Below are 22,234 nucleotides of genomic sequence, written 5' to 3'. Positions count from 1 at the left end.
TAAAGAGAAAGACACGGCCACATGGAACTAGAGAGCATAGGCAGCCCCGCCCTATGGGTGGGGTTCATCATCTTCGTGCTGTTGATGCTGGCGTTGGACCTGGGGGTCTTCCACCGCAAGACGCACGAGGTGAAGTTCAAGGAAGCGCTGACGTGGAGCGGGGTGTGGATCTCGCTAGCGCTGGTGTTCAACCTGGGCATCTGGTGGAAGTTCGGGCCCACGCCGGCGATGCAGTTCCTCACCGGCTATCTGATCGAGAAGTCGCTCTCGATCGATAACATCTTCGTCTTCGTCGTCATCTTCTCGGCGCTGAAGATCCCGTCGCTGTACCAGCACCGGGTGCTCTTCTGGGGCATCTTGAGCGCGCTGGTGCTGCGCGCGGCGATGATCTTCGCCGGAGTGGCGATGCTGCAGCGCTTCCACTGGCTCATCTACGTCTTCGGCGCGTTCCTCATCATCACGGGCGTGAAGCTCTTCCTGCAGCGCAACAAGGAGGAGCACCCGGAGGACGGCGCGGTGATGAAGCTGGCGCGGCGGGTCATCCCCTCCACGGCAAGCTTCGACAAGGATCACTTCTTCACCGTGGAGAACGGCCGGAAGCTGGCCACTCCGCTGTTCATGGCGCTGGTGCTGGTGGAGCTGACGGACGTGCTCTTCGCGCTCGACTCCATTCCGGCCATCTTCGCGGTGACGACGGATCCGTTCCTCGTCTTCACCTCGAACATCTTCGCCATCCTGGGCCTGCGCTCGCTCTTCTTCGTGCTGGCGGGGGCGGTGGAGAAGTTCTCCTACCTGAAGGTGGGCCTGTCCGCGGTGCTGGTATTCGTGGGCGCGAAGATGGCGCTGGTGGACGTGGTGAAGGTGCCGTCCGCGGTCTCGCTGGGGGTCATCGCGCTGCTGCTGGGTGGCTCCATCGTGGCCTCGCTCATGAAGGCGCGGGCGCAGGAGCGGGCCGAGGCGGACAAGGCCGTGGTTCCGGATAGGGAGCCGGCTCCGGCGGAGTAGCGTCCTCCATCCAGGGCGCCCAAAAGCGAAGAGGCCGTGAGCCCCTGGGGACTCACGGCCTCTATCGTGTGGGCGCACCAGGATTCGAACCTGGGACCCCTGCCGTGTGAAGGCAGTGCTCTACCGCTGAGCTATGCGCCCGATTGCGGTCAATCGGGAGTTCGTCGGAGTGGGCGCACCAGGATTCGAACCTGGGACCCCTGCCGTGTGAAGGCAGTGCTCTACCGCTGAGCTATGCGCCCCTGACGAAGCGACGGGCGGGTAAATGCCACCCGCTGTGCCCCCTGTCAACGGCTATTCTCACGAGATTTCTTCCAGCTTCTCGTCCAACTCGCGCAGCCGGCGCTTGAGCCCGGAGAGCTTCTTGCCCACCGCCTTGAAGTCGCTCCGGGTCGCGAAGCTCAGCGCCCGCATCAGCTCCTCCTGGCCCCGGTCCAGCGCCTGCTTGCCCCGCTGCACCGAGCCGAGCGCCTGGGCCACCGCCATGGCCCGCTTCTCGTCGGCCAGCAGCTTCTCCATCGCCTTCTGCGACACGCCCAGCGCCTGCTTCTTCAAGTCCTGACGAATGCCCATGGCTGCCTGCCCCCCGCTGGCACCTACTGTCCGTCCACGTACTCCGTCTTCAACTCGGCGAAGACACGATCCGCGATGCCCTTGAACCTCAAGCGCTCGATGAGCTGCTGCAGGTCGCCCTTCACCGCGATGCGCCGCCGCAGCACCGCCTCCACGGGATCCAGCTGCCCCTGGAGCAGCTGCTTCCACACCGTGTACGGCGCCCGCGCCAGGTAGGCCGGCTCGAACTCGTCCAGGTCGTCCGGCTCATCCAGCACGCGCAGCTTGTCGATGCGGCCGCCCCGGGGCACCACGTGCACCACGAAGGCCCGCGCCAGCTTGCCCGGCTCCGCGTCGACGATGACCCCGATCTCTCCCTGCCAGCCCTGCACGGCGAGCGAGCTCTCCGGGTCCGCGTTGACCAGCCGGACCGCCTCCTCACACCACTCCTTCGACGGGAACCTGGCCATGCCGCCGCCTAACCCCTCCGGAAGATGCTCTTGACCTTGGAGAACAGTCCGCTGCCCTCCTGGTGGGAAGACGGCGTGGCCGCCGCCTGCTCGGCCTTCTGGGCCCGCTCCTCGGCCACCCGCGCCAGCTCCTTCTTGAGCAGCTCGGGCGTGTCCCGCGTGGCCAGCTCGATCCGCTTCGGGCCACCCGGATCCTCGACGATCACCTGCAACAGGCACTCCTCGTTGAGCCGGAAGTCGATCTTCCGCCCCGCCGACTCGGCCGGCACCCGCAGCGTGCCCAGGTACTCGTTGTCCACCATCAGGTCGCTGTCACCCTGGAAGATGTCCATCTCGATGAAGGGCGCGCCCGGATCCTTCGGGGGCGGCAACCGGAAGCTCTTCACCAGCGGGATGATGGAGTTCTTCTCGATGACCCGGCGCACGCGCCCGTTGGGCAGCGCGTAGCCAATGGGCATGGACACCGCGTCCAGCAGCGTCACCGAGTCGATGCTGCCCAGCGAGTCCGCCAGCAGCGCCGCGCCCAGGGCCACGCACTCGTCCGGGTGCACGCCCTTGCGCGGCGGCTTGCCGAAGTGCTCTTGAATCCGCTGCTGCACCAGCGGCATGCGGCTCTGCCCGCCCACCAGGATGATCTCGTCGATCTCCGAGCGGTTGATGCCCTTCTCCGCCAGCACCCGGTCGCAGATCTCGAACGTACGATCCACCAGGTCCATGGTGAGCGCGTTGAGGTTCTCGCGCGTCAGGGGGATCCGCAGATCCATCGGCTTGCCCTTGCGCTCCTCGATGTAGGGCAGGTCGATGACGACGTTGGGGATGAGCGTGAGGTCGATCTTCGCCGCCTCGGCCGCGTTCTTGATGCGCTGCATGGCGATGGGGCTCTGCGAGAGGTCGACCTTGGTCTCCTCCCAGAACTTCTCGAGCACGTAGTCCATCACCCGGTTGTCGAAGTCGACGCCGCCCAGGAAGGTGTCACCGCCGGTGGCCAGCACCTCGAAGACGTTGCCCGTCAGGTGCAGCACCGAGACGTCGAAGGTGCCACCGCCCAGGTCGTACACGAGGATCTTCTGATCCAACCCGCGGTTGAAGCCGTAGGCGAGCGCCGCCGCGGTGGGCTCGTTGACGATGCGCTTGACGTTGAAGCCCGCGAGCTTGCCGGCTTCCTTCACCGCCTGGCGCTGGCTGTCCGTGTAGTACGCCGGCACGGAGATGACGGCCTCGTCGATGGGGCCGCCCAGGAACTGCTCGGCGATCGTCTTGAGCTGCTTGAGGATGAAGCTGGAGACCTCGGGCAGCGTGTACATGCGCCCGCCCAGCGTCACCGCCGCGTCGCCGTCCGGGGCCTCGACGATGTCGTACTTGAGGTAACCCTTCAGGTCGTCGACGACCTTCGACTGGTACTTGCGGCCGATGAGGCGCTTGGTCCCGTAGAGCGTGTTCTTCGGGTTGGTGACCATCTGATCCTTGGCCACACCACCCACCAGCAGCTCCCCCTTGCCGGAGAGCGCCACCACCGAGGGCAGGATCAGGTTGCCGCGATCCGTGGGGACGATCTTCGGGATGCGGTTCTTCACGGACGCGACCAGTGTGTTGGTCGTTCCCAGATCAATCCCGATGATGCGAGGTCTATCCGCCATGGTGGAGTACCCCTCTGTATCACGTCAGGAGCCGGGTTGCGCAGTTCTCGTCTCGACGATCACCCGGTCGTAGGGCGCCTCCTCGCCTACCGGTAGCTCCTCGACGAAGCGGGAAAGCTTGAGGATCGCCCGCTCGCCTCCTCGCAACACCGCGGAGATTGGATAGCACAGCGCCAGCTCATCCTTGGCCCTCGTGGCCGCCACGTAGAAGAGCCGGCGCTCCTCTTCCTCCTCGTCCGGCGTCCGGGCGGCTCCGGGCAGCGGGAAGCGCCCCTCGGCCAGCGAGATGACGAAAACCGCCTGCCATTCCAGGCCCTTGGACTGGTGCACGGTGGAGAGCGTGAGGCTCTCCGCCGGAGGCTCCCCTGTCGCTTCCCGGGCCGAGAATTCGGCCACCAGCGCGATCTCCGTCAGGAAGCGCGGCAGCTCCTCGAAGCGTCCGGCGAACTCCGCCAGCTGCCGGATGTCGTCTTCGCGCCGCTCCTCTTCCGGGAACTCCGTCCGCAGGTATTCGGCGTAGCCCCCCGCCAAGACGTCTTGGATCATCTGCCCAGGTGTCAAATTAGACCCAGGGGTGCCCAGCCGCTCCAGGAGTTGGATCAGCCGGCCGAAACCCGGGGCGGCCTTGCGAGGCACCTCGGCCTGCACCTCGGGGCGGGCCAGGCCCTCCACGAGGGACAGTTCCGGAGGCAGGGCGAGCAACGCCTCCCAGAGGGCCTCGGCCTTGGCGGGACCGATGCCGGGCACCAGCTTGACGATGCGCTTGAGGGCCAGCTCGTCGCGCGGGTTGCCCACCAGCCTCAGGTGGGCGAGCACGTCCTTCACGTGGATCTGCTCGAAGAAGCGCACGCCCGAGCGCACCCGGAAGGGGATGCCCCGGCGGACCAGCTCCAACTGCAGCTCGATGGAGTGGCTATGAGCACGGTAGAGCACCGCCATCTGCTCCAGCGGCATGCCCCCGTCGCGCAGCTCGAGCACCCGCTGGGCCACGAAGGCGGCCTGCTGATCCAGATCCAGCGTGGACACCAGCACCGGCACCGGCCCCGGGGGACGCGAGGAGATGAGCTGCTTGGAGAACTGGCGCTGGTTGAGCGAGATGGAGGCGTTGGCCAGCCGGAGGATCTCCGGCGTCGAGCGGTAGTTGCGGGTGAGCGGGTAGATGCCGCAGCCCGGGTAGCGCTTGGGGAAGTCGATGATGTTGGTGAAGTCCGCGCCCCGGAAGCTGTAGATGGACTGGCAGTCATCGCCCACCACGGTGAGGTTGCGGCGCTCGCCGACGAGCAGATCCACCAGGTCTCCCTGCAGCCGGTTGGTGTCCTGGTACTCGTCCACCAGCACGCAGTGGAAGCGCTCCACGAGCTGCTCGCGGATGATGGGGTTGTCCACGAGCAGCCGCTTGAGCAGCACCAGCAGATCATCGAAGTCCATCAGGTGCATGCGCCCCTTGCGCTCGGCGAAGCGGCGGGCCACCGCGAGCACCTCCTCGGCCAGGGGCAGGAACTGCGGCCGGCGCTCCACCAGCACCTCGGCCACCGAGAGCTGCAGGTTGGCGGCCATGGAGACGAGATCCAACACCACCTCGGCCTTGGGGAAGCGCCGCTCGCGGGGGAGCTTGCGCTCGGCGATGCAGGAGGACATCAGGTCGCGCGCGTCCTCCCGATCCAGCACCGTGAAGTCGCGCGAGAAGCCAATGGCCCCCGCGTGCTGGCGCAGCAACACGTGCGCCGCGTGGTGGAAGGTGCCGCCCAGCAGCTTGCGCACGTCCGCGAAGGCCCCGGCCAGCTCCTCCACCCGCCGCGTCATCTCCTTCGCGGCCTTGTTGGTGAAGGTGAGCAGCAGCACGCCCTCGGGAGGGATGCCCCGCTCCAGCAGCCGCGCCACCCGGAACGTCAGCGTGCGCGTCTTGCCCGAGCCCGCCCCCGCGATGACCAGCACCGGCCCCTCCCCCGCCTCCACCGCCAGCAGCTGCTCCTCGTTGAGCAGCCGCGCATAGTCGATCCGCGGCGAGGGAGCCGCCGTCGCGGCCTTCAGCGTGTACGTGCGGGTGGCCATGGAAGGCTCACTCTACTGGTCGGTCTGACCTGTCGGATCGGATGGGTCTCCCCAGGGGGAGAATACCTGTTCAGTGGGTCTGGAGCGCCGTGAGCCGGGCGGCGGCCTCGGCGCGGATCTCCGGGGAGGGATCCCTCTCCCGGGCCACCTCGAGCAGCAGCGGCGCCAGCTTCGGCAGCTTCGTTCCCACCGCGCGCAGGGCCTCGCGGCGCTCGGACACGCCGCTCTCCAGGCGCTCGCGCACCGCGTCGTCTCCACACGTGCGCGCCCCGGGCGAGCGCTCGCGCAGCAGCAGCTCCGCGTCCGCCAGCCGCGCCTCCGCCAGCTTCAACGCCTCCGACGCCGTCACCGCGAAGCCGTCCAGGTCCTCGGGGAACTCGGTGTTCGTCTTCCGGGCCCGGGCGATCGCCTCCGACGCGATGCGCGCGTTGTCCACCGCCGCGCACAGCTGCCGCGCCGCCGCCAGGGGCACGTTCCCCTCGGGGGAGATCGACTCCTCGCGCGCCACCCGCAGCGCCCAGAGCGCCAATTGCCGCGCCGCCACCGCCGCCGAGAAGGACTGCCGCCGCTCCTCGCGCAGCTGCACCCAGCGCCGCAGCACCACCGGATCCGGATCCTCTGGCAGGAAGGCCCGCTGGTACTCGGTGGACGCCTCGCCCAGCCGGCCCGACAGGTCCAACAGCGCCGCCATGGACACGTACAGCTCCGGGCTGCCCGCCTTCTCGCGCAGCGACTCCAACCGCACCGCCACCTCGTAGTCCGCCACCGGCTTGGGCAGCGCGCTCAGCACCGTCCGCAGCCCCTCCAGCGCCCGCTGCCGCACGAGCGGGTTGCGCCCCGAGCGGAAGGCCTCCAGCAGCGGATCCACCGCCTTCACCGACACGTGCTGGCCCAGCTCCTCCGCCGCCTGCCACCGGTCCATCGGGTCCGGCGACAGCAGCGCGCTCCGCAGATCCTCGAGGCTCCGCAGGTAGTGCCCCACCTGCGCGGACTGGGCCAGGGGCTCGGGGCTGCGCAGCGCCACGCGCTCGGCACGGGCCCGCGCCAGGCGCGCCGGGAAGCCCTTCAGCTTCGTCCCCAGCGGGTGCCCCGCCACGCGCGCCTCCGCCTCCTCCAGCAGCCCCGAGACGATCAGCCCCTCCACCTCCAGCTCCAGCAGCTTCACCTTCGCCTGCTCGCGGTAGCGCCCCGCCTGAAAGTCCCGCAGGTACGCGAAGAGCTGCCCCGCCCCCGCCGTCTCCGCCTTCGCGAAGCTCTCGTCATCCAGCCGCGACTCCACCTGCAAGCGCCGCGGATCATCCGGCGACTCGCGCAGGTACTCGCGCAGCTGCTGCGTGTCCTTCGTGGTGGACAGCTCCTTGAGCTCCGCTTCCCTCAGGAGCCGCTGCGCCTCCTCGCGCTGCGCCCCGTCCGGATGGTCCCGCAGGAACTGCCGCAGCGCCGCCGCCGTGCCCGTCTCCTTCGCCGCGTTGAAGCGCAGGCCCTCCAGCAGCGCCCGGGCCGCCCGCGCCTGCGGTGCCTCCGGGTTCGCCTCCAGGAAACGCTTGTAGGCCAGCACCGTGTGCAGCTTCGAGGCCTCCTCGAACTCCAGCTCGGTGACGCGCACCTCGACGGCCTCGGCGTCGTCTCCCACCGGGTACTCGCGCAGGAACGCCCGGTACGCCTCCAACGTGTCGGCGTCTCGCGCCCGCTGGTACGCCCGGGGCGCGCCACAGCCGGTCAGCAGCAACAGCAGGGAGAGGGCTCGGAGCTTGCGCATCACCGCAGAATTACCACCATGCCCCAGGGTGAAAAACCCGAGCCTCCTCGTCTGCCTGGCTGGGTAGGTTTTTTGACGACACGCCCAGACCGCCCGACCATCCGCCGTGGACTCGCTACAGGGAGGTCGCGACATGAGGCTCTGGGTGCTGCTCACCGGACTGGTGGTGATGACCGGCTGCGCCACCGGCAGGCCCATGGGCGGGAGCGTGATCTCCTCGGGCTACCGCTACAGCCCACTGACGCCCGCCGCCGCGCCCAAGGCGCCGCTGAGCGTGGTGGCCGCCCCCTCGCCTGCCCCCCGGAAGCAGGTGCGCCCTCCCCCGCCCACCGCCCGCCGCGAGGATGTGCTCGCCACGGCGCGGGAGCTCGTGGGCAGCCGCAAGGTGAAGGTCGCCGGGCGCACCTGGCCGGATGACTGCACCGGCTTCGTCGAGGGCGTGTACTCGAGGGCTGGGGTCTCCTTCCGCGGCGCGGGCGTGGCCGGGGACAACGGCGTCACCGCGCTCTACCGCTACGCCCGGGACCATGGCCGCGTGTTCACCCGGGGCAAGCCAAAGCCGGGGGACCTGGTGTTCTTCCGCGAGACGTATGACCAGAACCGCGATGGGCGCCGCAACGACGGGCTCACCCACGTGGGGCTGGTGGACGAGGTCGAGAGCGATGGCACCGTCGTCGTCATCCACCGGGTGAAGCGGGGCGTGGTGCGCTACCGGATGAACCTCGCGAAGCCGAGCCTGCGGAGGGATCCGCGCACGGGCGAGGTGCTCAATGACATGCTGCGGGTGCCAGGAGCCGGGAAGATGCCCGTGCTCACCGGGCAGCTCTTCGCCTCCTACGGCTCCGTGCTGCCCGAGTCCAAGCCCACGAAGTCCACGGCCGTGGCCCGGCGGTAGAGGCCGGGCCCCTGCCCTCGCCCTTCACGCCAGCCGGGCGAGTGCCTCCTTGGTGAAGTCCTGCAGCTCGTCGTGGCGAGCGTCGCGCACCTTCTGGGCCCACTGCGCGTCGGACAGGAGCGCGCGGCCCACCGCCACGAGATCGAACTCCTCCCGCTCCAGACGGCGCAGCAGGTTGTCCAGCGAGGCGGGCTTGGAACTCTCGCCCCGGAAGGCCGCCGTGAACTCACCGCTCAGCCCGACCGAGCCCACCGTTATCGTCGGCTTGCCGGTGAGCTTCTTGGCCCAGCCGGCGAAGTTGAGCTCCGAGCCCTCGAACTCCGGCTCCCAGAACCGGCGCTGCGAGCAGTGCAGGATGTCCGTGCCGGCCTCGACGAGCGGCGTGAGCCAGGCCGTCATCTCGTCGGGCGTCTGGGCCAGCTTGACCGTGAAGTCCTGCTGCTTCCACTGCGACAAGCGCAGGATGATGACCATGTCCTTGCCCACCGCGGCGCGGATGGACTTCACCACCTCGGCGGCGAAGCGGGAGCGCTCGGCAAGCGTGGCACCGCCGAAGGCATCGGTCCGCACGTTCGTGCCGGACCAGAAGAACTGGTCGATCAGATAGCCGTGCGCGCCGTGGATCTCGACCACGTCGAAGCCCAGCCGCTTCGCGTCCGCCGCCGCCTTGCCGAACGCGGCGATGGTGTCGGCGATGGCCTCGTCCGTCATCGGCTCGGTGAAATGCTTTCCCGGAGAGGACAGGCCCGAGGGCGCATCCACCGGGGGCGGCGCCACCCAGGTGGTCATGGGATTGCGCGCCGAGCCCACGTGCCAGAGTTGGGGGCCCATCTTCCCGCCCGCGGCGTGCACCTCGTCGATGACGCGCTTCCAGCCCGCCAGCGCCCGCTCGCCATGGAAGTCGGGCACGTTGGGATCGTTCTTGGCCGAGGGCCGGGCCACCACCGTCCCCTCCGAGAGGATGAGGCCCACGTCCCCTTCGGCCCGGCGGCGGTAGTACGCGGCGACCTCGGGCGTGGGAACGCCTTCCGGAGAGAACGAGCGCGTCATGGGCGCCATGACGATGCGGTTCTTCAGCGTCAGCGACTTATGGGTGAAGGGGCGGAACAGGGAGTCTGCGGCCATCGGGGGGGAACTCCGGGGATGAAGCGTTCAGAAGCGGCTGATTAACCGGTCCGCTCCCGGTGGGCATGGAGAAGTGCTGATGCCGGCGAGCAGCGAAGCAAGGGGCGCCTTTCCGTCGAGGCCTCCCGGACCGGGAGTGAAGGGATGGGGACTCCCCGAGGGGGCGCCACAACTCGTAGTGCATGACAGTCGCCAGGAGGCCTCGTTGTCCCCCGTGGACGGCTGGGGGATTCTTCCGGGCGCCGTTGCCCCGCGTCTCCCGCGTGCCCCCCAAGGAGCCTCCACCGATGTCGCTGCGTACCTTCGTGAAGATGGCCCTGCCCTGGCTCGCGTTCGCCCTGGCGATCGTCGCCCTCGGCTACACGTGGAACTGGGCCCTCGCGAAGGCTTCCGAGCGCCACCGGATGCACCACGCCTTCAGCACCGGCACCACGAAGTACATCCTCGGCCTGTGTCCGAGCACCCCGCTCGTGGACGCCATGCCGCCGTGGGCGAGCGACATGCGCGCACGCTGCCAGGTGAACCAGCCCACCTGGGGCATCGTGGATCAAGGCATCGCCCGCCCCGAGCTCGACCTCGAGAACAACTCGACCTGGGAATCCATCCAGCTCCTCTCCAGGCTCATCCTGGAGATCTCCCCGGGCAAGCTGGTGTCACTGGTGTCGCTGGTCGTCATCTCGCTGGCGGGCGCCCTGGGCCTGCAGCGGCGGGGCTGGCTCGGCCGCCAGGGCCTCACCCTGCGTGTCGCCCGGGGCGCCGCCCTGTCGATGCTCGCCATCGTCATGTTCGCACTGAGCATCTCGCTCGCGCTGCTCGACGAGCAGGAGACGGTGACGATGTGCCAGATCACGGGCAGCACCTACGCCAACCTGCTCTCCATCGACGCGCGCTGCTCGCAACAGACGACGCTGCTGCGCGATACCCAGGCACTGCTCGAGCAGAAGAAGGACGAGCTGGATTCCCGCGCCCGGGAGCTGGAGGATCTCAAGCAGGAGATCGCCTCGCTGGGCGTGATGCGGGACGCGCTGGGCTCGTTCAAGACAGAGCTGAAGAGTCAGAGCGAGAGCACCCAGCAGCTCATCATGGCCGTCACCGGCGCCACGCTCGAGGGCATCAGCAAGGCGGTGGACCCGCTCCAGAAGGACGTGAAGGGGCTGGATGCGTCGCTCAAAACGGACCTGACGGACTTCAAGAACGGCCTGCGCGGCGAGCTTCAGGGGGACCTGAAGACCCTGGTACGCAGCGAGCTGAAGGCCGCACTGAAGGACGAGGGGCTCGAGGACCTCATCCGGCGCGAGGTGCGGGCGGCGGTGCGAGAGGACGTCCGCGCGGTAGTGCGCGGAGAGCTGCAGGACTCCCTGAAGACGGTGGTGGCGGCGAGCCACGTGTCCGCGCCCGCGCCCAAGCAGGTGGAGCCCCCAGCCCCCCGGAAGGCGCCAGAGCCCTCACCCAAGACCGCGAAGAACACGAGCTACTCCGTCCCCGCGAAACCCGCCGCGCCCGAGGCCAAGAAGCCCACCGCCCCAGCCCAGGGCAAGCGCTGACTCAACCCTTCCAGCGGAACGGGAAGGCCAGCTGCTTGAGGAAGCCATCCGGCACGTAGTCGCCGAGCACGCCGTAATCGCTCGGCCACTCGCGGTCGCTCTTCACCGCGGTGCCAAACAGGTAGTCGAGGAAGGCGTAGTGGGCCGCGTAGTTGCGGTCGAGCGCTTCCTGATCCTGGCTGTGGTGCCAGTGGTGGAAGTTGGGAGTGACGAGCACGTAGCGAAGAGGTCCGAGCCGCACGCTCACGTTGGCGTGGTTGAACACGGCCTGGAAGCCCACCACGACGATGTAGGCGTCAATCACTTCCTTGCTGAAGCCGAGCACGTAGATGGGCGCCAGGATCAGCGTGCGGGTGATCAGCAGCTCGAGGATGTGCTGCCGCGAGCCAGCCAGCCAATCCATGCTCTTCGCGCTGTGGTGCACGGCGTGCAGGCGCCAGAGGATGGGCACCTCGTGGTAGGCGCGGTGCGTCCAGTACTGCACCAGGTCGGCCACCAGAATGATCAGGAACAGCTCGACGACGAAGGGCAGATCCTTCACCCAGTCCTGCACGCCGCCGCGCACGGCCCAGCCAAACAGCTTGTGCACCAGCAGGTTGGTGGCCAGCAGGATGAAGCCCACCACCATGTGGTTGACGATGAAGTGGTGGAAGTCGGTCTGCCACTCGGCGCGGAACACCGCCTGCTCACGCCGGAGCGGGAACAGCTTCTCGATGAAGATGAAGATCAGGCTCGAGCCCAGCAGATCAAGGACGAACCAGTCCAGGCCGACATAGGGCGTATGGTCGGCGAAGTCGTTGACCGGCACCTTGTGCCCCCCCATGAGGGCCGCCGCCGCCACGGCCAGGAAGGCCCAGGCCGACAGCCAGCGCACCCTCCCGAGCACGATGTTGCCGAGCGAGACACCGCCCGCGACCACCATGGCCCAGAACAGCACCTGCCGCATCACGGTCACGTCGTAGCTGCGGCGCAGCTCCGGCGTGGTCAGGTAGGCCGGGAAGTGGAAGGCCAGCACGCCCAGCAGACAGAGCAGGCCGAGGATCAGGGCGAAGACGCCGGAGACGACACCGACGCCGCGCGGCATGTGTCCGTGGGACTCGGACAGCCGGTTGAGTTTTTCGAGCATGGAGGCCAGACGGAAGGAAGGAGTCCTCGACTATGACAGGGCCCATGGGTGCCCTCCAACTCCTGCGCCAGAACCGCGCGTTCCGCTCCCTGTGGTCCGCGCGCGTCATCTCCTTCGCCGGGGATTCGCTCAGTCTGGTCGCGCTCATGCTCCACGTCGCCAGCACCACGGGCCAGGCCCTCGCCATCTCCTTGCTGCTGCTCGCCGGCGACTTCGCTCCAGCCCTGTTGAGCCCGCTCACCGGGGCGATCAGCGACCGGTTCGACCTCAAACGGGTGATGATCTCCTGCGAGCTGCTCCAGGGCGCGCTCCTCGTCCTCATCGCGCTCGCGATGCCACCGCTGCCGCTGTTGCTGGCGTTGGTGGCGGCTCGTGCGGTCGCGGGACACGTGTTCCTGCCCGCGTCCCGCGCCGCGGTGCCAGCGCTGGTTCCCGGCGGTGCGCTGGAGGCCGCGAACTCCACCCTTGGATTCGGGATGAATGCCTCCGAGGCCCTCGGTCCGCTTCTCGCCGCGGCGCTGTTTCCCCTCATGGGCGTCCGCGGCGTGCTCCTCGTCGATGCCGCTTCGTTCCTCGCCTCGGCGGGGCTGCTGGCCTCGCTCCCCGCGCTGCCGCCCGCGTCCTCCGGAGGGCAGGGCCGGCCGTCACTCCTCCACGACGCGCGGATCGGTCTCGGCTACATCCTCTCGGCTCCCGCGGTCCGCGTCATCGCCCTGGGCTTCTTCGCCGTCGTCATGTTCAACGGAGTCGATGACGTCGCCCTGGTCGTCCTGGCCAAGGACACTCTCCACGCGGGCGACTCGGCCGTCGGGCTTCTCCTGGGTGCTGTCGGGCTGGGCCTGCTGGCCGGTTATGGGCTGCTGGCACGTCATGGCTCGCGCGCGTCCATGGCGGTGCTGCTGGTCCTCGGGTTCGCCGTGAGCAGCGTCGGCAACCTCCTCACCGGGCTCGCCTGGGCCGTCTCCGCCGCGTTCGCCATGCAGACCGTGCGCGGAGCCGGTATCGCGGCCATGGACGTCGCCACCAACACCCTGATCCAGCGCCTCGTGCCCCCCGAGCTGCTCGGCCGGGTCTTTGGCAACCTCTACGGCGCCATCGGCGTCGCCGCCGCGCTGTCCTATGTCGGCGGCGGGCTGTTGCTCGATGCCACCTCGGCTCCGGTGACGTTGATGATCGCCGGTGCCGGGGGCACGGTGGCCACCCTGGTCACGGCGCTCGCACTCCCGGCCGCGTTACGCCACCGTGCTCCGTAGGTGCGGTGGGGCGCCCTGCCCTACCCTTCGGAGTCCTCGTCCGGCGCCACTTCCTCCAGCCCACGCCAATCCGGAGACTGGAGCTGGGAGAGCATCTCCTGGGCCTCGCTGAGGTTGGCATCCAGGGCCAGCGCCTGCTCGAAACACTCCAGCGCCCGGGCATCCTGCCGCAGGCGCACGTGGCACATTCCCTGGTTGAAGTACGTCCCAGGCTCCTCGCCGCCCAACCGCAGCGAGTGCTCGAAGAACGTCAGGGCCTCCGCCGGGCGATCCATCACGTACAGCAACATCCCCAGGTGGAAGGCCAGATCGTCCTCCCCGCCGAGCCGGTAGTCCGTCTCCCATACCTGCTGGATGGCCCAGCAGACCTCCTGCCGCAGCGGCTCGCTCGCGGACTCGGCCAGGGCCATCAACTCGGAGAAGACCGCCATCAACATGCCGGAGTCCCAGCCGCTCCAGCGCAGGACGGCCAGGAGCTCCTCCAGCTTCATCCCCTCCAAGTGCGGCTCCATCGCCTTGATCAGCGTGGAGTAGTCGTCCGGCCCCGAGCGCTCGATGGCCTCCTCGTAGGCCAGCTCCGTCTCGCCATGGCCGTCCGGCGGCTGGCCCAGGAGGAAGGCTCCCACGTGCAGGCTCGCGTGGCGGTGGATGGGCCGCAGCACGTGCCCGTCCCGGCGCCGGAAGTACCGGCCGATGGCGTCATAGTTCACCATCAGCGAGAAGGCGCCCCCGTGCAGCACCAGGCTCACCCCGGACGCGCGCTCGCTCAGCTCGTCCTCGCTGGCGTGGCCCTTGTCTCCGGAGAGCAGCAGCAGGCGGTCCCCCGCGAGCCCTTGCAGCCGGCGCAGGCACCGCAGCGCGCCGGAGGGAAACAGGAACGTCGTGTCGCCCAGCCGCTCCCGGTACTCCTCGAGGATGCCGTCCAGCTCCGCGTCTCCGTAGCTGGCGCCCCGCGCCTCGTGGTCCTCGAAGGACACCTCCGCCCGCTCCAGGAAGTCCGCCGCCTCCACCTCGGGCTGTGACGAAGACACGGAGACGAGGCACTCGTGGAGCACGCCGTCGCGCACGGTGAAGGCATCCTGCGGAATGCTGTCGAAGAAGTAGTTGGCCACCACCGCCAGCGGATTGGCCACCGAGCCCGGCGCCAGGACGGTGCCCGCGCGGCGGAGCACCAGCTGCTCGTCGTGCGTGGCATCGAAGCGCGCCACGTCCAGCAGGCCCTCCTCCAGGAAGGGCTGGAGCCGGGGATGGGACAGCCAGAACTCGAGGTTGCGCTCGGACAGGTCCGTCATCACGTACCGGAAGGCCACGTCCCGGAGCTGCGAGCGCGCGCGCAGCCGGCGGAAGGACTCCAGGAAGTGGAAGGCGAAGCGCCCCGCCCCGGCCCCCAGCTCGATGAGGTAGAAGGGCTGGCCCGGCTCCGGTGCCGCGAGCCGGCCCGTCTCACTCCGGGAGGCCGCGCACCAGTCCCGCATCCAGCCGAGCACCACCTGCGCATAGGCCCGGCCGATGACGGGGTTGCTGGTGATGAAGTTCGGGATGTGTTGCTGGCGCCAGGCCTCGATGCCCTGCCGCTCGTAGAAGGCCCGCTGACAGCTCCACAGCAGGGAGCGCGACAGGCGTTGGTTGCGTTCGAGCACGAGCCGGGAGGGATCCACCCGGGGCACCGTCCCACCTGGGGTGGGGAGCGTCAAGCGAGGCGACGGGAGAGGGGCCCTGCCGCGCGCCCCTCTCCCCTCCTGCTACGTCGACGACGAGGGCACCCGAGCCGTGCGATCCCACGCGGCCCGCTGCGTGTTCCTCAGGAAGCGCCAGAAGCCCACGACGATGGCCAGGTTCATCGTCACGAAGTAGTAGGCCACCGACGCCACCCTGCGCGCCGAGCCCTTCAGCAGCCCCTTCTTCCCCAGGTACGCCAGCGCGTAGAACAGCACCTGCCCCGCCAGCGTCAGCTTGTAGAGCGGGCTGCTCAAGAGGAAGAGGTTGGCCACCAGCGCCAGCGCCATCAGCGCCGGGGCGCACCAGCGCAGCAGCTTGTGCGACCAGAACGCGAACGCCGGGAAGCCCGACAGCGGCGAGAGCAGCCCCGGCACCATCCTCAGGCTCTGGAAGTTGCCCGCCGCGATGCGCGCCCGCCGGCCGAACTCCTTGCCGTAGTCCTCCGTCGTCTCCTCGTGCGCCACCGCCTCGGGCTCGTAGACCACCCTGTAGCCCTTCTCGAGGATCCGCAGCGGAATCACGAAGTCGTCCACGATCGTCGCCGGCGGCAGCGCGTTGAACAGCGAGCGCCGGATGGCGTACAGGCCTCCGTTGGCCCCCACCACCGCGCCCCGCTTGCCCTCGTAGAACTTGATGAGCGACTCGTAGGTCCAGTACGTGCTCTCCTCGTACTCGGCCTTCGTCGGGTTGAAGAGCCGCAGCTGCCCGCACACCGCCCCCACCTCGGGGTCCTCGAAGTGCCGCACCAGCCGCTTCACCGCCTCCGGCTCGATCATCGTGTTCGCGTCCGAGAGCAGCACGATGTCGCCCTTGGCCACCGGAATGCACCGGTTGAGCACCGACGTCTTGCCCCCGCGCGGCGCCGCCGACAGCCGCACCCGCGCGTCCGTGCACCGCTGCACCAGCTCATCCGTCCCGTCCGTCGAGCCGTCCGAGCCGATCAGCACCTCGAAGCGCCCTTCCGGATAGTCCAGCGCCAGACTGTTGCGCAGCTTCTCCTCGATACAGCTCGCCTCGTTGTAGGCCGCCACCACCAGGCTCACCCGGGGCAGCTCGCTCGCCTGCTGCCCGTTGCGGCGCCGGCTCGCCCCCGAGCGCATGTAGCGCACGTTGTGCAGCACCTGCGCCACCCCATCCAGGGCGAACAGCACCACCGGGTAGAGAAAGTACGTGTGCACCAACAGCACCGCGGCACACCAGAACACCAGCTCCGCCATCACCCCTGCCTCCCCGACCGCCACACACGTTGACCCGTGCTGGGGGAAAGCAAGGCACATACCGCCGCCCGGAGCGGACCCTGCCCTCCGGGGCAGGATCGCAAGCACCCGGATCACGCCGGGGAGTGGGAACTTCTTTTCCACCCCAGGGGGCAGGAATTGCACACCCGGGTCAGGGCGCCGGGCTGGCCTCGGCCGGGGGCGCCGCCGGGGTCTCCTGCCCAGGGGCCGCGGTGGACTCGGGAGCCGGAGTGGACCCGGGCGCGGGCTCGGGCGGGGTCTCGGGGGCCGGGGTGGGCTCGGGGGCCGGCGTCGTCTTGGGCTCGGCCGCCTGCTTCTCCAGCTCCTCGGCGTGCACATGGAGCTGCTGGGCCAGTTCGTGCTTGGGGTTGAGGGTGATGACGGTGTCCAGCAGCGGCCGGGCGGTGGCCGGCTCCTTGCGCATCAGGGCGATGCGCGCCTGCAGCACGTGGACGCGCAGGAAGGTGCTGTCCGCCTCGAGCATGCCGCCCAGCGCCTTGACGGCCCCGTCGACATGGGAGCCCAAGGGGGTGGCGGAGTTGAGCACGAACTCGGCCATCGTCAGCGCGCTCCAATCGCGCAGCCCCGCCTGGGCCAGCTGCACGGCCATGCTGGGTGCATCGCCCCCGCCCATGACGCCCGTCATGAAGGCGCGGGCCCGCAGCCGCGCCAGGGCCAGCTCCGGCGCCTCCTTCTCGGGCGCCGACGCCAGCTGCTTCAACGCCTGCACGGTCTCCTTGGAGAGCACCGCGCCGCGCTCCTCGACCGGAGTCAGGGTCCGCTCCAGCGCGGCCAGCTCTTCCTCCATCGTGTTGACGCGGCTCTGCCAGTCGGCGGGCGTCCGGGCCACCCGGAGGCGGGCGAGCTCCGTCTTCAGCCACTCCACCTTCTGCCGGAACGTGGTCACCCGGACCTGGGTGTCGTCCAGGTGCATGGCGAGCACGATGCCCACCTCCCCCAACAGCTCGACGCTCTGCGGGTTCGCGGCCGACAGGTTCTTCAGCCGGGAGAGGGCCTCTTCCTTCGACGCGACATCGTCCCGCCGCAGCAGTGCCAGCGCTTCGTCCCGGGCGGCCCGCGCCTCGGGCGTCAGGGCGTGGCTCTTGGAGAGCCAAGCCGGCGAGGTCAGGAAGGCCGTCAGGGCGAGCACGAGCACGCCGCCCGCGATGAGCAGGAGGCGGCCCTTGCCCCCCGAATCGGGACGCTTGCCGCGCTCCGCGGCCTTGTTGGCGTTCTCGGCGGCCTGCTCGATCAGCGCCGTCGGCAGCTCCAGGGGCTTGGACAGCCCCGGCCCCGGCGCCCCCGAGGAGGCCCTGTTGTCGGAAGCCGCCTGCTGCTCCGCGATCAGCTCCTCGAGCGGGCGGTTCAGCTGGACCAGGATCTCCTCGGGCAGCTCGATGGGCGTCGTCGCGGCGACCGCCACCATCGGCTCGGGCTCGGGCGCGCGGCGGGCCGCCGGAACCGCGGGAGTCTCCCGAGACGGGGACCGGGGCTGCAGTCCCGGAGGCTGCGCGGCCGGCGCGGGGCCGAACAACTGGGTCGCCGACACGGAGGGCGCCGGACCCGCCGGAGGCTGTCCCAGGGGCAGCTCCGGCACCGCGCCGAACACCTGCGTCGCCCCGGTGGGCGCCGGACCCGCCGCGGGCCTGGCCACGGGAGGCAGCTGCGGATTGGAGCCGAAGGGCGGCGTCGTCGTCGCGGAGGGAGGCCGGACCGCGCCGAACACCTGCGTCCCCGTGGCAATGGGAGGAGCCGTGCCCACCGGAGGCTTCGCCGCGGGAGGCGGCTTGGCGGCGGGCGCGGGCTTCGCGGCAGCGGGGGCGGCGGGCTTCGCGGCGGGTGCGGGTTTCGCGGCAGCGGGGGCGGCGGCGGGCTTCGCCGCGGGCGCGGGCTTCGCCATGGGCGCCACCTGGGGCACCACCACGCCGAACGCCTGCGTCGTCATGGCGGACGGCGGCGTCCCCGCGGGCTTGGACACCGGGGCCACCGGGGCCATGGGAGGCACCTGGGGCACCGCGCCAAACGCCTGCGTCGTCATGGCGGACGGTGGCGTCGCCGCGGGCCTGGCCGCCGGGGCCGCCGGGGCCATGGGAGGCACCTGGGGCACCGCGCCAAACGCCTGCGTCGACGAGGCGGACGGCTGCGTCTCGGGCTTCCCGTCACCGAAGAGCAGCGTGGCGTTCAGGTTCGACTGGGTCGCCGGACGCTTCGGGGCGGCCCCGAACACCTGCGTGGTCTGGGGAGCCGGCTGCGCCGCCTGCGCCGGAGGCGCGGCGATGAAGACGTGGCTGCAACGGGTGCACTGCACCGGTACACCCCCGGGCGGCAGCAACCGGGGGTCGAGCGCGTACTGCATCGAGCACTGGGGGCAGGCGATCTCCACACACGGTTTCTACCACACGCCCTGGGGCGCTGGCGCCTACCGTAGCTCCGTTGTCGCCTGGAGGGTCTCCAGCCGGGCTGCTCCCACGCCGGGCACCTCCGCCACCTGCTCCCAGGAGACGAACCGGCCCCGGGCCTCGCGCGCCTGGATGAGGCGCCGGGCGAGCGAGGACCCCACTCCGGGGACCCCCGCGAGCTCGGCCTCGGACACCGCGTTGAGATCCAACCGCTGTCCCAGCAGCAGGCGCTGCGGGGCGGAGGGCACGGCGCCCTCCCCGCACACCGCGACACCCTCCATCACACGCACCGCGCCGGGCTCACAGTCCAGCGCGGGCGTGGAGTCCGGCCAGCGGCCGCGTGCCAGCACGCCCAGGCCCAACAGCCCGAGCGCGGCCACCGCGAGGGCGCCAGTCCGGTTCACCGCTCAGCTCGCCGCGGGAGCCTTGTCCAGCCCGAACGCCGTATGCAGCGCCCGGACGGCCAGCTCCGTGTACTTCGACTGGATGAGGCAGGACACCTTGATCTCCGAGGTGGAGATGAGCTGGATGTTGATGCCCTCGCTGGCGAGGATCTGGAACATCTTCGCCGCCACGCCCGAGTGGTTGCGCATGCCCACGCCCACGATGGAGACCTTGGCCACGTCGCCATCCGTCTCCACGCCGCCGGCGTTGATGTCCTTGGTCACCCGCTCGACGACCTCCTTGGCCTTGACCAGGTCCGTCTTGCCCACCGTGAAGGACAGGTCCGTCTTGCCGTCCTTCGAGGCGGTCTGGACGATCAGGTCCACCACGATGTTCTGCGCATCGAGCGCGCCGAAGATCTTCGCGGCCACACCCGGCACGTCCGGCACGCCGCTGATGGCGAGCTTCGCCTCGTTCTTGTCGTAGGCGATGCCGCTGACAACCACGTTCTCCATCGACTTGTCCTCCTCACACACCAGCGTCCCCGGGTCGTCCGTGAAGGAGGACTTCACCCAGAGCGGCACCTTGTACTTCATCGCGAACTCGACCGAGCGGATCTGCAGGACCTTGGCCCCCACGCTGGCCAGGTCGAGCATCTCCTCGTAGGAGATGCGATCCAGCTTGCGCGCCGCGGGGCACACGTTGGGGTCGGTCGTGTAGACGCCGTCCACGTCCGTGTAGATCTCACAGGCATCCGCCTTGAGCGCCGCGGCCAGCGCCACCGCCGTGGTGTCCGAACCGCCACGCCCCAGGGTGGTGACGTTGCCCTGCTCGTCCTGGCCCTGGAAGCCGGCCACCACCACGATGTGCTTCTGTTTGAGTGCCTCGACGATCTTGTCCGCGTCGATGCGTTTGATGCGGGCCTTGGAGAAGATGCTGTCGGTGACGATCTGCACCTGGTGGCCGAGGAAGCTGGTCGCCAGCCCCCCCTGCGCCTGGATGGCCATGGCCACCAAGCCAATGGAGACCTGCTCGCCGGTCGCCACCACCACGTCCTGCTCGCGCTCGCTCGGCCGGTCGGTGATCTGGGCGACGAGCTTCAACAGGCGGTTGGTCTCTCCGGACATCGCGGAGACGACGACCACCACGTCGTTGCCCGCTTTCTGGGCCGCGATGCAGCGGCGCGCCACGTTCTTCATCCGATCGGTATCGCCGACCGAGGTTCCGCCGTACTTCTGGACGATCAAGGCCACGTTGGCTGGTTCCTCCTGGAACGGCGCGTCAAGGTAGTGAGGTGGCCCCCCCGCTGTCAAAAGCTCCCTGAGCGGACGGGCTGCACACGGCCAGCTGTTGGGATATAGGGTGCGCCCCTCGGCAGTACCGCCGCACCCGTTGCCTGGAGCCCCGACATGTACCGCCCCCGCCTTCTCATCGATGGTGACACCCTCCGGCTGGAGGAGATCCTGCAGGTTGCCCGCAACGAGGCGATCGTGCAGCTCACGCCCGAGTCCGAGGCCTGCGTCCGCGCCTCGCGCGAGCTGGTGGAGCGCGTGGCCGCCGGGGACGCCCCCGCCTACGGCATCAACACCGGCTTCGGCACCCTGGCCGAGGTGCGCATCGACAAGAAGGACCTGCGCGAGCTGCAGCGCAACCTCATCCTCTCGCACGCGGCCGGCGTGGGCACGCCCATGGCCCTGCCCGAGGCGCGCGCCCTGCTGCTGCTGCGCTGCAACGTGCTGGCCAAGGGCTTCTCGGGCATCCGCCTGGAGACGCTGCAGCTGGCGCTGGACATGCTGAACAAGGACGTGGTGCCGGTGGTGCCCGAGCGCGGCAGCGTGGGCGCCTCGGGAGACCTGGCGCCGCTGGCGCACCTGGCGCTCGTCTTCATTGGCGAGGGCGAGGCCTTCTACCAGGGCCAGCGGATGCCGGCCCGTCAGGCACTGGAGCGCGCCGGGCTGCAGCCGGTGGTGCTGGAGGCCAAGGAGGGCCTGGCGCTCGTCAATGGCACCCAGGCCATGTGCGCCGTGGGCACCCTGCTCCAACTGCGCGCCGAGATGCTCGCCACCGTGGCGGACATCGCCGGCTCCATGACGCTCGAGGGCCTGCTGGGCAGCCACAAGCCCTTCATCCCGGAGATCCAGGAGGTGCGCCCGCACGAGGGTCAGAAGGAGTGCGCCGCCCACCTGCTGAAGCTGCTGGCGGGCAGCGATCTGGTGGAGACGCACGTCAACTGCAGCAAGGTGCAGGATCCGTATTCGCTGCGCTGCATGCCGCAGGTGCACGGCGCGGCGCGCGAGGGGATCGCCTTCGCGCGGCGGATTCTGGAGGTCGAGGTGAACAGCGCCACGGACAACCCGCTCGTCTTCGTGGAGGGCAACCGGATCGTCTCGGGCGGCAACTTCCACGGACAGCCCATCTCGCTGGCCATGGACGTGACGGCGATGGCACTCACCCAACTGTCCTCCATCAGCGAGCGGCGGGTGGAGCAGTTGGTGAACCCGGCGCTGTCCAACCTGCCGCCGTTCCTGGCGAAGAACTCGGGCCTGAACTCGGGCTTCATGATCGCCCAGGTGACGAGCGCGGCGCTGGTGGCCGAGTCGCGCGTGCTGTGCCACCCGGCCTCGGTGGACTCGATTCCGTCCTCGGCGGGCCGAGAGGACCACGTGTCCATGGGCATGACGGCGGCGCTCAAGGGCCGGCAGGTGGCGGACTTCACGCGCACGTGTCTGGCCATTGAGATTCTCGTGGCGAGCCAGGCGCTGGACTTCCGGCTGCCGGTGAAGGCGGGCCGCGGGCCTCGCGCCGCGCACGAGCTGGTGCGCAGCCGCGTGCCCACCATGGAGAAGGACCGGGAGATCCACCGCGACATCGAGGCCGTCTGCCAGCTCATCGACTCCGGTGAGCTGCTGCGCGTCGTGCGCGCCGCCACGGCGTAGTCACGGCACAGGCTTGGGGCGGCGGCCCGTCCGAGCACCGTGTGCGAGAGGGACAGCATGCTCGATCGCGCGCCGGGCCTCCGTCCGCAGCTGCGCGATTTGCTTCCGGAGACGAGCCGGGACTGGGAGCGATTGAGGGA

The 22,234-nt window shown here is 69.6% G+C and carries 17 protein-coding genes and 2 tRNA genes; 5 read left to right on the top strand and 14 right to left on the bottom strand.

Annotated elements, in window-relative coordinates:
* Positions 1 to 21: 21 nt before the first annotated feature.
* Positions 22 to 1,005, top strand: a complete 984-nt coding sequence (locus NR798_RS21675; protein ID WP_375773392.1) for a TerC family protein — start codon at positions 22 to 24, stop codon at positions 1,003 to 1,005.
* A 69-nt stretch (positions 1,006 to 1,074) separates the two neighbouring features.
* Here NR798_RS21675 and NR798_RS21670 read toward each other — a convergent pair.
* From NR798_RS21670 to NR798_RS21640, 7 genes are all read right to left on the bottom strand, one after another.
* A tRNA-Val gene (locus tag NR798_RS21670) sits at positions 1,075 to 1,146 on the bottom strand.
* A gap of 29 nt (positions 1,147 to 1,175) precedes the next feature.
* A tRNA-Val gene (locus NR798_RS21665) sits at positions 1,176 to 1,247 on the bottom strand.
* Between the two features lie 58 nt (positions 1,248 to 1,305).
* Positions 1,306 to 1,578, bottom strand: coding sequence for a hypothetical protein (locus tag NR798_RS21660; protein ID WP_375773391.1), 273 nt, complete (start codon positions 1,576 to 1,578; stop codon positions 1,306 to 1,308).
* Between the two features lie 23 nt (positions 1,579 to 1,601).
* The gene (locus NR798_RS21655; protein ID WP_375773390.1) at positions 1,602 to 2,027 is read right to left on the bottom strand and encodes a hypothetical protein; all 426 of its coding nucleotides are present in this window, start codon (positions 2,025 to 2,027) and stop codon (positions 1,602 to 1,604) included.
* An 8-nt stretch (positions 2,028 to 2,035) separates the two neighbouring features.
* Positions 2,036 to 3,664 (bottom strand): Hsp70 family protein, encoded by a 1,629-nt coding sequence (locus tag NR798_RS21650; protein WP_375773389.1) that lies wholly within the window; start codon positions 3,662 to 3,664, stop codon positions 2,036 to 2,038.
* Positions 3,665 to 3,688: 24 nt separating this feature from the next.
* Positions 3,689 to 5,716 carry an ATP-dependent helicase gene (locus NR798_RS21645; protein WP_375773388.1) on the bottom strand — a complete coding sequence of 676 codons (2,028 nt, stop codon included), beginning with the start codon at positions 5,714 to 5,716 and terminating at the stop codon, positions 3,689 to 3,691.
* A gap of 70 nt (positions 5,717 to 5,786) precedes the next feature.
* The gene (locus NR798_RS21640) at positions 5,787 to 7,475 is read right to left on the bottom strand and encodes a HEAT repeat domain-containing protein (protein WP_375773387.1); all 1,689 of its coding nucleotides are present in this window, start codon (positions 7,473 to 7,475) and stop codon (positions 5,787 to 5,789) included.
* A gap of 133 nt (positions 7,476 to 7,608) precedes the next feature.
* Between NR798_RS21640 and NR798_RS21635 the strand changes: the two genes are divergently transcribed.
* The gene (locus NR798_RS21635) at positions 7,609 to 8,370 is read left to right on the top strand and encodes a CHAP domain-containing protein (RefSeq protein WP_375773386.1); all 762 of its coding nucleotides are present in this window, start codon (positions 7,609 to 7,611) and stop codon (positions 8,368 to 8,370) included.
* Between the two features lie 24 nt (positions 8,371 to 8,394).
* Here the strand turns inward: NR798_RS21635 and NR798_RS21630 are convergent, their stop codons facing one another.
* The gene (locus NR798_RS21630) at positions 8,395 to 9,495 is read right to left on the bottom strand and encodes an NADH:flavin oxidoreductase (protein ID WP_375773385.1); all 1,101 of its coding nucleotides are present in this window, start codon (positions 9,493 to 9,495) and stop codon (positions 8,395 to 8,397) included.
* 287 nt (positions 9,496 to 9,782) lie between these two features.
* Here NR798_RS21630 and NR798_RS21625 point away from each other — a divergent pair, with 287 nt between their 5' ends.
* The gene (locus NR798_RS21625) at positions 9,783 to 11,039 is read left to right on the top strand and encodes a hypothetical protein (RefSeq protein WP_375773384.1); all 1,257 of its coding nucleotides are present in this window, start codon (positions 9,783 to 9,785) and stop codon (positions 11,037 to 11,039) included.
* Between the two features lies 1 nt (position 11,040).
* On the opposite strand, the gene NR798_RS21620 is transcribed toward NR798_RS21625, so the two are convergent.
* Positions 11,041 to 12,165 carry a sterol desaturase family protein gene (locus NR798_RS21620; protein ID WP_375773383.1) on the bottom strand — a complete coding sequence of 375 codons (1,125 nt, stop codon included), beginning with the start codon at positions 12,163 to 12,165 and terminating at the stop codon, positions 11,041 to 11,043.
* A 44-nt stretch (positions 12,166 to 12,209) separates the two neighbouring features.
* On the opposite strand from NR798_RS21620, the gene NR798_RS21615 reads away from it, so the two are divergent.
* Positions 12,210 to 13,418 carry an MFS transporter gene (locus NR798_RS21615; protein ID WP_375773382.1) on the top strand — a complete coding sequence of 403 codons (1,209 nt, stop codon included), beginning with the start codon at positions 12,210 to 12,212 and terminating at the stop codon, positions 13,416 to 13,418.
* A 20-nt stretch (positions 13,419 to 13,438) separates the two neighbouring features.
* Here the strand turns inward: NR798_RS21615 and NR798_RS21610 are convergent, their stop codons facing one another.
* From NR798_RS21610 to NR798_RS21590, 5 genes are all read right to left on the bottom strand, one after another.
* A complete protein-coding gene (locus NR798_RS21610; RefSeq protein ID WP_375773381.1) occupies positions 13,439 to 15,058 on the bottom strand; it encodes an SAM-dependent methyltransferase in 1,620 nt (539 codons plus the stop codon).
* A gap of 102 nt (positions 15,059 to 15,160) precedes the next feature.
* Positions 15,161 to 16,354: a glycosyltransferase family 2 protein gene (locus NR798_RS21605; RefSeq protein WP_375773380.1), complete on the bottom strand. Its 1,194-nt coding sequence runs from the start codon at positions 16,352 to 16,354 to the stop codon at positions 15,161 to 15,163.
* 172 nt (positions 16,355 to 16,526) lie between these two features.
* The gene (locus tag NR798_RS21600) at positions 16,527 to 18,758 is read right to left on the bottom strand and encodes a zinc-ribbon domain-containing protein (protein WP_375773379.1); all 2,232 of its coding nucleotides are present in this window, start codon (positions 18,756 to 18,758) and stop codon (positions 16,527 to 16,529) included.
* Between the two features lie 36 nt (positions 18,759 to 18,794).
* The gene (locus tag NR798_RS21595) at positions 18,795 to 19,178 is read right to left on the bottom strand and encodes a ComEA family DNA-binding protein (RefSeq protein ID WP_375773378.1); all 384 of its coding nucleotides are present in this window, start codon (positions 19,176 to 19,178) and stop codon (positions 18,795 to 18,797) included.
* Positions 19,179 to 19,181: 3 nt separating this feature from the next.
* A complete protein-coding gene (locus NR798_RS21590; RefSeq protein ID WP_375773377.1) occupies positions 19,182 to 20,411 on the bottom strand; it encodes an aspartate kinase in 1,230 nt (409 codons plus the stop codon).
* 156 nt (positions 20,412 to 20,567) lie between these two features.
* Here NR798_RS21590 and hutH point away from each other — a divergent pair, with 156 nt between their 5' ends.
* Positions 20,568 to 22,094, top strand: coding sequence for a histidine ammonia-lyase (hutH, locus tag NR798_RS21585; RefSeq protein ID WP_375773376.1), 1,527 nt, complete (start codon positions 20,568 to 20,570; stop codon positions 22,092 to 22,094).
* The last annotated feature ends 140 nt before the right edge of the window (positions 22,095 to 22,234 follow it).

This window comes from Archangium gephyra, from assembly GCF_042230915.1.
Lineage (GTDB): Bacteria > Myxococcota > Myxococcia > Myxococcales > Myxococcaceae > Archangium > Archangium gephyra_B.
This window is presented reverse-complemented; position numbering and strand designations above follow the sequence as displayed.